Origin of the sequence: Jatrophihabitans sp. (assembly GCF_036389215.1) — a bacterium.
Classification (GTDB): domain Bacteria; phylum Actinomycetota; class Actinomycetes; order Mycobacteriales; family Jatrophihabitantaceae; genus Jatrophihabitans_A.
Window position 1 is genome coordinate 1 of the sequence record NZ_DASVQG010000012.1, and the last position, 8,276, is coordinate 8,276.

The window sequence follows — 8,276 nt, forward strand, 5'->3', positions numbered from 1 at the left end:
CGGTGCTGTGGGGCGCCGCCGAGCTCAGCGTCCGCGCCCAGATCGAGCACCTGCGCACCACCGGCTGATCGACCAACCGGGCGCTAGCGGGAGCGGCGGGACAGCCGCTCGATGTCCATGATCACCACGGAGCGCGGCTCGAGGCGCAGCCACCCGCGGGACGCGAAGTCGGCGAGCGCCTTGTTGACGGTCTCCCGGGACGCGCCGACCAGCTGGGCCAGCTCCTCCTGGGTGAGGTCGTGGGTCACCCGCAGCTGGCCGCCGTCCACCGAACCGAACCGCTGTGCCAGCTGCAGCAGTTGTTTGGCGACCCGGCCCGGGACGTCGACGAAGATCAGGTCGGCAAGCATGGTGTTGGTCCGGCGCAACCGGCGGGCCACCACCCGCAGCAGCTGCAGGGCGATCTGGGGTCGCTCGGTGATCCAGTCGGTCAGCGCGGCCTTGGGCAACCGGGCCACCCGGGCGTCGGTGACGACCACCGCGGTGGCGGTACGGGGACCCGGGTCGAACAGCGAGAGCTCTCCGAACTGGTCGGCGGGGCCCATCACGGCCACCAGGTTCTCGCGCCCGTCGGAGGACTTCCGGCCGAGTTTCACCTTGCCGGTGAGCACGATGTAGAGGCTGTCGCCGGCTTCGCCCTCGTTGAAGAGGGTGGTTCCACGGGGCGCGTCGAAGATCTCGAACTGGCTGCCCAGCGCCTCGACATCCGCCGGGTCGACACCCTGGAACAGTCCGGCCCTGCGGAGCACCTCGTCCACGCCAGCTCCCTCTCGTCGCTGCGCGTTCGGCACGCGCTGGTTCTTGGCCGGATTCTAGGGGGTAGCCGCGTCCGGGAGCCCGCGACCGCGCCGGATCGCCAGCTTGACGCCGGCGGTTACTGGCGCGGGCGGCTACCGGCGCCGGCGCTACTGGCGCCGGCGGCGCCGGGACAGCACTCGCAGCCGGCCCCGGAATCGCGACATGGCGCTGACCGGGCCTTCCCGGACCAGGGTGGCGAGTTCGTCCTGACTGGCGTGCTCCAGGAAGTCCTCGACCTCGCGTTCGAGCGCGACCCGGGTCAGCGGCTCTTCGATGCGCTCCATGACCAGCATGAAGATCAGCAGAAGCACCGGGAACAGCAACACCAGAAATCCGATCATCGTGTTGCCATTGTGCCCCAATAAGCTAGCTGACGTGGGAACTACAGCGGCCGTGGCCGAACGCAGCGAAACCCAGCTCGCCCTGACCAGGCGGGCCCGGCGAATCAACAAGGAGCTGGCCGAGCTCTATCCGAACGCACACTGCGAGCTCAACTTCAGCAACCCGCTGGAACTCTCGGTCGCGACCATCCTGTCGGCCCAGTGCACGGACAAGAAGGTCAACGAGGTGACGCCGGCCGTCTTTGCCAAGTATCCCGACGCCGCCTCCTACGCCAGCGCGGACCGGGAGGAGCTCGAGGAGCTGATCCACCAGACCGGCTTCTTCCGGGCCAAGACCAACACCCTGATCAAGCTCGGTCAGCAACTGCTCGAGCGCTACGACGGCCAGGTGCCGGGCAGCCTGGAGGCGCTGGTCTCGCTGCCGGGCTTCGGGCGCAAGACCGCGAACGTGGTGCTCGGCAACGCCTTCGACATCCCGGGAATCACCGTTGACACCCACTTTCTGCGGCTGTCCCAGCGCTGGCACTGGACCGCCAGCGACGATCCGGTGAAGATCGAGGCGGAGGTCGCGGCGCTGATCCCGCGCCGGGAGTGGACGATGCTCTCGCACCGGGTGATCTGGCACGGCCGCCGGATGTGCCACGCCCGCCGGCCGGCGTGCGCGGTCTGCCCGATCGCCCGGCTCTGCCCGTCCGCGGGAATCGGCGAGCAGAACCCGGTGCTGGCGGCCAAGCTGGTCAAGACCCCGTCCCAGGTGGATCCCGAGCTCACCGGGTGAGCGGGCCAGCTGAGCCCGCGGCGGGTGGCGGCCTGACCACGCCGGACTGGCTGCGCCCGATGCTGCGGACGCTCGACTCCACGCAGGTCACCGAGCTGTCCCGGTTCACCCCGCCGGTCGACGGCAGCGGCCGGCACTCGGCGGTCCTGATCCTGTTCGCCTCGCCGGGCACGGCCGCCGAGGCCGACGTGCTGCTGATCCAGCGCTCGGCCACCATGCGCAGCCACGCCGGCCAGGTGGCGTTCCCCGGCGGTGCCACCGACCCCCAGGACGCCTCGCCCGCGGCCACCGCGCTGCGGGAGGCGGCCGAGGAGGTCGGCTTGCGGCCGGAGACCGTGGACGTGCTGGCCGAGTTGCCGGCCCTGTGGTTGCCGCCGTCCGGCTTCGTGGTGACCTCGGTGATCGGCTACTGGCACAGCCCGCATCCGATCGGGGTGGTCGACGAGGCCGAGGTGGCCAGCGTGCACCGGGTACGGCTGAGCGAACTGCTGCTGCCGGCGAACCGGTTTACCGTCTGGCACCCGTCGGGCTATTCGGGGCCCGGCTTCGAGGTCGACGGCCTGTTCGTCTGGGGATTCACCGCCGGCCTGCTGGACCGGTTGCTCCGCTTCGCCGGCTGGGAACAGCCGTGGGACTCCCAGCGCGTCCGGCCGTTGCCCGACTAGCCGCGGGTCGGCAGCCCAGCCGCTGGGTGATCGGGGCCGCACAGCATCGGCGGGTACGGTCGCTGATGTGCTGACGCCCCCACCGGCCCCGCCGCACGCCCGCAGCCGCCGCGCCTCGGTGCTGGCAGTGCCACTCGTGTTGCTGCTGGCCGGCTGCCAGACCCAGTCGGCGATCAACCGGGAGCCGCACACCGGTTCGACCACCGCCTCGACGACGGCCGGCGTGCAGGAGGTGGTCATCACCACCGACCAGAGCTACCGGTTCAAGCCCTCGACCATCACCGTGCATCCGGGCAAGGTCCGCATCGTCCTCAAGCACGTCGGCACCGGCGCCCCGCACGACTGGTCGTTGCAGGACTTTCCGGCCGACTACGTGCCGCTGGTCTCGGCCGGGCAGACAAAATCGGTGGATTTCATCGCTCCTGGCCCTGGAACATATAAATTTGTCTGCACCATCCATGTCCCGCAGGGCCAGACGGGCACTCTCGTCGTACTCCCGAACTGAGTGCTACCCAACGAGGAGGTCCGCGCCGGCGGTGAATCCTGACCTGCTCGACCTGATCCTGCTGGTGGCGATCCTCTGCTATGCCGTCGGCGGCTTCCGCAACGGGGCGTTGCTGGGCGGGCTGTCCTTCACCGGGTTCTTCGGCGGCGCCGCGCTGGGCGCGCAACTGGCCAAGCCGCTGGGCCGCACCCTCGCCGACGGCGCCGCGCAGGTGCCGGTCGCGATCGTGTGCGTGCTGTTCTTCGCCATGCTCGGGCAGCTGATCGCGGTCTGGGTGGCCGGCCGGCTGCGCTCGAAGGTGACCTGGCATCCGGCCCGCCGGCTGGATCAGGTGGTCGGTGCGCTGTTCTCGGCGCTGGCCGTGCTGCTGGTCGCCTGGATGGTCGCGCTTCCGCTGGCGTTCGCGCCGTTTCCGACGCTGTCGGGTCAGGTACGCCGGTCGGTGACGATCCGGGCGGTGGACGACACGCTGCCCGACAGCATCCGCAACCTCTACAGCTCGCTGCGCCGGTTCGTCGACCGCAGTGGCTTCCCGCAGGTCTTCGGGGCGCTGCAGCCGACCCGGATCGTCGACGTGCCGCCCGCTGACCCCGCCCTGCTGCAGTCGGCCTCGGTGGCGGCGGTCCGGTCGTCGGTGCTCAAGGTCCGCGCGGTGGCACTGTCCTGTGACCGGGGCATCGAGGGCTCCAGCATCGTCTACGCCCCCGAACGGGTGCTGACCAACGCCCACGTGGTGGCCGGTGCCAGCCAGGTCCAGGTGGAGACCAGCCGCGGCGCGCTCACCGCGCACGTGGTGGTGTTCGATCCGGGGCGCGACATCGCGGTGCTCTGGGTGCCCGGACTGGCGCTGCGGCCGGTGCGGCTGTCAGCGGCTGTCGCCACGTCCGGCCAGGACGCCATCGTGCTCGGCTATCCCGAGGACGGCCCGTTCGACGTGCGGCCGGCCCGGATCCGGGACCGCGAGCGGATCTCCGGCCGTGACATCTACGGGCGGATCTCGCTGGACCGCGACATCTACACGATCAGGTCGGTGGTACGGTCCGGAAACTCCGGTGGCCCGCTGATCGATACCGACGGCGCCATCCTGGGCATCGTGTTCGCCTCCGCGCTGGACTCGGCCGACACCGCGTTCGTGCTGACCGCCGCGGAGGTTGCCGACGCTGCCAGCTCGGGGCGCGCCAGCACCAGGTCGGTCAGCACCGGGGACTGCAGCTAGCGGTGTTGTCTGGGCCGGATCAGCTTCGCCGACCGGCTGAGCCATTGGTTACCGGCTGAGCTTCGGTTGCCGGCTCAGCCCAGCTTCGCCCACCGGGCTCAGCCCAGCTTCGCCCACCGGATCAGCTCGTCGGACACTCGATCCGGAGTCTCGTGCTGGGGGAAGTGCCCGACCCCGGGCAGCAGCCGCCACTCGTAGTCGGCGGAGACGTGCCGCGAGGAACCCTGCGCGGTGGCCGGCAGCACGCACCGGTCGGAGTCACCGTGCAACTGCAGGACCGGCTTGTCGATCGGCTGCTGCATCGAGCGGGCGTAGGCGCGCCCGTCCGGCCGGGGCAGGGACCGGACCGCCCAGCGGAAGAACTCCAGCGAGCAGTGCGCCACCGGAGGGATCCGCATCGCCTCGGCGTACCGGTTGATCGCGACCGAGTAGCCGGGGGTGCCGCGCCAGCGCGGACCGGACCAGGTGGCGAACAGCTGCTGCAGGAAGGCCGGATCCTGGGTGAGCAGCCGCTCGCCCAGCCGGGGGACCTGGAAGGTGCGCAGCGCGTAGGAGGAGGCGCGTCGCTGCGCCTTGTCATAGAGCACCCCCTGCCGCAGCCGCAGCGGATGGGCGGCGCCCAGCACCGCGATCCGGCGGACCACCTGGGGATGCAGGGCGGCCACCGACCAGGCGAGCAGGCCACCCAGGTCGTTGCCCACGATCACCGCGTCCTGCTCGCCGAGCGCGGTCACCAGCTGGGCGATGTCGGCGGCCAGGGTGCCGGCGTCGTAGCCGCGCGGCGGCTTGTCCGAGGCCCCGTAGCCGCGCAGATCCACCGCGACCGCGCGGTAGCCGGCATCGGCGAGATCGATCAGCTGCCGTGACCAGGTCCACCAGAAGGTCGGCATCCCGTGCAGCAGCAGTACCAGCGGGCCGGTGCCGGCCTCGACGACGTGCAAGGAGATGCCGTTGGCGGGGATGGTCCGGTGCGTCCACGGGCCGTCGATCAGGACGACCGACTCGTCAGGTGTGCTCAAGGGGGCGCGATCAGGCCCGGTGGTTGGGCTGGTGGGAGGTCGCCTGGCGCAGCGCCACCACGGTGCTCTTGGTGGTGTCGATGGTCTGCCGCGGCGCCTTGACCCGCTTGACCTTGCGGAAGCCGAGGAACCCGAACAGGCCGGCCAGCAGGAGGAGTAGCACGAAGACGATCAGGTAGGCGACCCAGCGCCACAGGTGCAGCGCGACCAGGCCCTCGGCGAGGGCGATCAGGCCGAAGATGAGGCCGAACACCACCAGCACCGCGGCGGCGGCGAACATCCCGGCGCCGGTGCCGGCGTTCTTGACCGAGTCCTTGATCTCGAGCTTGGCCAGCTCGATCTCGCCGTGCAGCAGCGTGCTGAAGCTGGAACTCGCCTCGGCGATCAGGGTGCCGATCGATGGCGGCGCCGGCATCTGCGTCGAGGTGTGGTTTTCGGTCACCCGCCGATATCCCTTCTGCTAGCGGTGCGGCTCCGGCTGAAATCAGAGCCGACCTGTGCACGAACTGTGGTACTCGGATCAGTTTCAAACCCTACCGTGCCCGTTGCGGGTGCTGATTCGGCATCGACGCGGCGGCTGCTCGCCGATGCGGTGCTCGCTAAGGTCTGCAGCTGTGCCGAGCTATCTGATCACCGGAGTCTCCCGCGGAATCGGCCGGGTGCTGTCCGAGCGCTTGCTCGCTGCCGGGCATCAGGTCTTCGGGCTCGCCCGGACGGCTGACCCGGATCTCGCTGGGCTGGGACTGGCCGAGCTGCTGGTGGCGGACCTGGCGGCGCCGGAGTCACTGGAACCGGCGCTGGCGCCGTGGCTGGCCGGCCTGGCTGCGCTCGACGGCGTGGTGCACTGCGCCGGCATCGTGCGGCCGGGCTCGCTGGCCAGCACCACCCCGGCCGACTTCACCGACCAGTTCAACGTGAACGTCACCGCGGTCGCCGAACTGACCCGGCTGCTGCTGCCGGCGCTGCGGGCGGCGGCCGGCACCGTGGTGTTCGTCAACTCGGGGTCGGGGCTCAACGCCCGCTCGCCGCTGACCACCTACGGAGCGTCGAAGTTCGCGTTGCGGGCCTATGCCGACGGCCTGCGCCAGGAGGAGCCGGGCGTGCGGGTTTCTACGCTGTATCCGGGACGGACCGCCACCGGCATGCAGCGCGAGGTCCGGGCCGCCGAGTCCGGCGAGTACCGGGAGTCGGACTACCTGCAGCCGGCCACCGTCGCCCAGGTCATCGAGCTTGTGTTGGCGCTGCCGTCCGACGGGGTGCTCACCGAGCTGACCCTGCGGCCGGCCGGGCTGCCCGGACCGTCCTCGCCGGACGCCCACCGCTAAGCGACGGGGGGTTGGAGTCCCAGCAGGTGCACAACGTTGTAATTTGGACATCGCACGCGGGCTCTAGCCCCTGACCGTGGCGTGCGAAAAATCCGTCGATCGGCGTCGCCCCTGGCGACATCTGGTTGCCGGCGCAGGTGGATCGGTAGCCGCCCCGCAAACCGACCAACAGACGCATTCCCTCCCGATGCTCTGCGGCGGTCGACATCGGGCGTGGATCTGTTGCTCGCCCACGGTATGTGATCATGCCCTATCCTTGGCCTTGGTGTTAACTAGCGATATGGCCAGAGCAAAGACCCTCAATAGGGTGCCTACCGAAGCTGCAGATGGGCGCAAGCTTGAAGTCCGTTACATGGACGACGGAGCCATTCGACTGCTCCTGCCCGATGGGCCCTGGGTGATTGCTCAACATCGTACCGGGGCGACGCGTACCTTCCTTCGGCTTGTCCGCGCGGACACAATCGCCGACGACACCGACGAGGGGTAAGCCGCACTGCACCCGCTGAGCAGATGCGCGGGATACCAATCCGCTTCCTTATGCGCCCGTCGGCGAAACTACATCGAGTTCATGCCGCTTCCTTCTCGGTCCAGAGTTCAGCTAGGTCGGGCTGCTCAAAACTGCGGCAAGCTCGAGCCACACATCCACGCGCTTCCGAGGGGATCAACTCGGCGTGCGCTCGCAGTGCCGCAAGACTTGCCAGCGGTCCCCCTTGACTAGTCCAGATCTCAGCGGTCGGCTGGGTGCGTCCGTTGACCGCGGTGGCGATATCGCCAGCAGACGATAAGTTCGCTCCATGGGACGAGTTGACAGCATCTGTCGCGACGCTGAGCCTTGGTGGGTGATGTGAACCTTTTGGACCGCATCGATCAGCGACTATCGGACCTCCGCGCACGGATCGATCCGCAAAACTTCGAGCTGTGTGCGACGTCGTTGCTCAGTTTGATCCATCCGGGGCTAGTGCCGATCGCCGGCGGAACGGACTTCGGACTCGACGCGGAGATAACTGCAGAGGGCAGGACCACCGGAGCCATCATCACATCCTCACGGAACTGGTCGAGCGCTAAGCGAAGTCTCCTCGACAGTCTCCGGTCAATGAGGAAGAACGACCTCCCGGTTCATCATGTGGTGGTTGTGAACCTGGTTGAGGCCAACAGGCAGAAGCGCGAAAAGCTGCGACAGATTGCTCATGCTTTCGACTGCGAGCTTGTGCAGGTCTACGACCGGCATTGGTTTGCGAACCAGTTCCGAGAGAACCCGGACTGGCGGCGGAAGATCTTGGGGATTGAGGGTGGTCCGTTCAGTTTCTCGCGTGAGCCGCGAGGGGCTCGGCCTGACGAGCGGCAGCTGCCGACGTTTGGTCGTGACGTTCTAATCGAGGAAGTGAATGATGTCCGCGACGACGTAATTCTGTTCGGGGTTCCAGGCGCCGGGAAGAGCCATGTGGCAAGCAAGCTCGATGGTGCGCTGTTCCTTGAACGGTGGCCAACACCGGAGCGGCTTCTGGACGATCTCATCTCAACCAAACCCGGCGTGGTCGTCGTCGACGACGCTGGCGCACGTCTGGAGGACCTCGACCTGCTACTGCGCTTACGGGACACAGAGGGAATCGCCTTTCGGGTTGCGGCGAC

10 protein-coding genes are annotated in these 8,276 nt (G+C 68.8%); 6 read left to right on the forward strand and 4 right to left on the reverse strand.

Annotated features, from left to right (window positions below):
- Window positions 1-83 precede the first annotated feature (83 nt).
- Both VF542_RS00430 and VF542_RS00435 read right to left on the reverse strand, forming a co-directional pair.
- On the reverse strand, window positions 84-758 hold the full coding sequence (locus VF542_RS00430) for a Crp/Fnr family transcriptional regulator (protein ID WP_408649737.1): 675 nt from the start codon (window positions 756-758) through the stop codon (window positions 84-86).
- 147 nt (window positions 759-905) lie between these two features.
- On the reverse strand, window positions 906-1,139 hold the full coding sequence (locus VF542_RS00435) for a hypothetical protein (RefSeq protein WP_408649738.1): 234 nt from the start codon (window positions 1,137-1,139) through the stop codon (window positions 906-908).
- Window positions 1,140-1,149: 10 nt separating this feature from the next.
- Between VF542_RS00435 and nth the strand changes: the two genes are divergently transcribed.
- The 4 genes from nth (at window position 1,150) to VF542_RS00455 (ending at window position 4,303) form a co-directional block, all read left to right on the forward strand.
- Entirely contained in the window at window positions 1,150-1,917 is a 768-nt protein-coding gene (nth, locus tag VF542_RS00440; protein ID WP_408649739.1) for an endonuclease III, read from the forward strand.
- On the forward strand, window positions 1,914-2,582 hold the full coding sequence (locus VF542_RS00445) for an NUDIX hydrolase (RefSeq protein ID WP_408649740.1): 669 nt from the start codon (window positions 1,914-1,916) through the stop codon (window positions 2,580-2,582). Before nth ends, VF542_RS00445 begins: the two co-directional genes overlap by 4 nt.
- Before the next feature lie 67 nt (window positions 2,583-2,649).
- Window positions 2,650-3,087 (forward strand): cupredoxin domain-containing protein, encoded by a 438-nt coding sequence (locus VF542_RS00450; RefSeq protein ID WP_408649741.1) that lies wholly within the window; start codon window positions 2,650-2,652, stop codon window positions 3,085-3,087.
- A 31-nt stretch (window positions 3,088-3,118) separates the two neighbouring features.
- Window positions 3,119-4,303 (forward strand): MarP family serine protease, encoded by a 1,185-nt coding sequence (locus tag VF542_RS00455; RefSeq protein WP_408649742.1) that lies wholly within the window; start codon window positions 3,119-3,121, stop codon window positions 4,301-4,303.
- Window positions 4,304-4,401: 98 nt separating this feature from the next.
- Here the strand turns inward: VF542_RS00455 and VF542_RS00460 are convergent, their stop codons facing one another.
- Window positions 4,402-5,322, reverse strand: a complete 921-nt coding sequence (locus tag VF542_RS00460; RefSeq protein ID WP_408649743.1) for an alpha/beta fold hydrolase — start codon at window positions 5,320-5,322, stop codon at window positions 4,402-4,404.
- Between the two features lie 10 nt (window positions 5,323-5,332).
- Window positions 5,333-5,764 (reverse strand): phage holin family protein, encoded by a 432-nt coding sequence (locus tag VF542_RS00465; protein WP_408649744.1) that lies wholly within the window; start codon window positions 5,762-5,764, stop codon window positions 5,333-5,335.
- A 172-nt stretch (window positions 5,765-5,936) separates the two neighbouring features.
- Between VF542_RS00465 and VF542_RS00470 the strand changes: the two genes are divergently transcribed.
- Window positions 5,937-6,647, forward strand: a complete 711-nt coding sequence (locus tag VF542_RS00470) for an SDR family oxidoreductase (protein ID WP_408649745.1) — start codon at window positions 5,937-5,939, stop codon at window positions 6,645-6,647.
- 835 nt (window positions 6,648-7,482) lie between these two features.
- The coding region (locus VF542_RS00475) for a hypothetical protein (protein WP_408649746.1) at window positions 7,483-8,276 on the forward strand (794 nt) is incomplete at its 3' end.